Source organism: Corynebacterium sp. J010B-136 (assembly GCF_002967075.1).
Taxonomy (GTDB): domain Bacteria; phylum Actinomycetota; class Actinomycetes; order Mycobacteriales; family Mycobacteriaceae; genus Corynebacterium.
In genome coordinates this window covers 1-421 of sequence record NZ_PUGE01000027.1, presented here as the reverse complement: position 1 = coordinate 421, position 421 = coordinate 1, and the positions used below count along the sequence as shown (strand labels likewise).

General features: G+C 65.3%; 2 protein-coding genes. Both read left to right on the top strand.

What is annotated here, in order from left to right; genetic code table 11:
* Positions 1 to 8 precede the first annotated feature (8 nt).
* Positions 9 to 143, top strand: coding sequence for a hypothetical protein (locus C5Y44_RS13645; protein WP_369831100.1), 135 nt, complete (start codon positions 9 to 11; stop codon positions 141 to 143).
* Between the two features lie 61 nt (positions 144 to 204).
* The coding region (locus tag C5Y44_RS13205; RefSeq protein WP_146108513.1) for an RNA polymerase sigma factor at positions 205 to 421 on the top strand (217 nt) is incomplete at its 3' end.

Genomic DNA, 421 nt, shown 5'->3' with positions numbered 1-421 from the left:
CGTGACCCATCGTCACTCGCGACGATGGGTCACGCCAGTGGGCCTACAAGGGCAAGCCGGTGTACACCTACAAGGCCGACCAGAAGGCCGGCGACCGCAGCGGCGACAACTTCAAACAGGTCTGGCACATCATCAAGGAATGACGCCTGTACACCCGCCTGCACACCCAGCTTCGCGCGGGCTCACCCCATCTTCAACATCTTGATGAACGACGACCATCAACTGCTGAGCTGGGTGCCGCGCCTGCGCCGCTATTCCCGGGCGCTGGTGAACAACCGTGACGACGCCGACGACCTGGTGCAGGACACGCTGGAGCGGGCCTGGGCCAAGTCGGGCCTGTGGGGCGGTGTGGCCGACATGCGCGCCTGGCTCTTCAGCATCATGCACAACCTGCACGTCGATGGCGTGCGCCGGCCCAGGC